Genomic DNA, 714 nt, shown 5'->3' with positions numbered 1-714 from the left:
TCAAAAGGTTTTTACTACCTAATCTGGGCTTATCGCAAGTTAATACGTCCTTCATCGCCTCTGACTGCCAAGGCATCCACCGTGTACGCTTAGTCACTTAACCATACAACCCGAAAGGGTCTTAGTGTATGGCAACTAACCAAGGTTTTTGGTTGTAACAAGAAGGGTTARTTCTTATTACGTGTTTGCCGGACTCAATGGTGAATCAAACTAAGTTTGATTCGAATACAAGACACTTGAATGTGTTTGTGTTGTGTTTACTGTTCTTAATAAATAAGAGCAGATAAACATTGAGAACTTTTAATTTGATTTAAATAACTCTGTTATTTAAATCAGTCAGCTTTCCAAATTGTTAAAGAGCTAATCACTTCTTAATGAAGTAACCATTTTTAAAGATTCTTAAGGAAGAACACTTAAAGATGGTGGAGCTAATCGGGATCGAACCGATGACCTCTTCGCTGCCAGCGAAGCGCTCTCCCAGCTGAGCTATAGCCCCATCTGGAAAAGTATTTCCTTACTCTAACTTTCTAAACCGTATCAATCTGTGTGGACACTTATCGTGAAYATCTTCGTATAAGGAGGTGATCCAGCCCCAGGTTCCCCTAGGGCTACCTTGTTACGACTTCACCCCAGTCATGAACCACAAAGTGGTGAGCGTCCTCCCGAAGGTTAAACTACCCACTTCTTTTGCAGCCCACTCCCATGGTGTGACGG

General features: G+C 41.6%; 1 tRNA gene and 2 rRNA genes. All 3 read right to left on the bottom strand.

The features are described from left to right. A 23S ribosomal RNA gene (locus L1D60_RS23435) occupies positions 1-103 on the bottom strand; the annotation flags it as partial. A gap of 317 nt (positions 104-420) precedes the next feature. Beyond that, positions 421-496: transfer RNA gene (locus L1D60_RS23430), tRNA-Ala, on the bottom strand. A gap of 78 nt (positions 497-574) precedes the next feature. After that, a 16S ribosomal RNA gene (locus tag L1D60_RS23425) occupies positions 575-714 on the bottom strand; the annotation flags it as partial.

Source organism: Vibrio sp. Isolate30 (genome assembly GCF_022397975.1).
GTDB lineage: Bacteria > Pseudomonadota > Gammaproteobacteria > Enterobacterales > Vibrionaceae > Vibrio > Vibrio fortis.
Note: the sequence above shows the minus strand (reverse complement) of the source record. Positions and strands in the feature narration are given on the sequence as shown.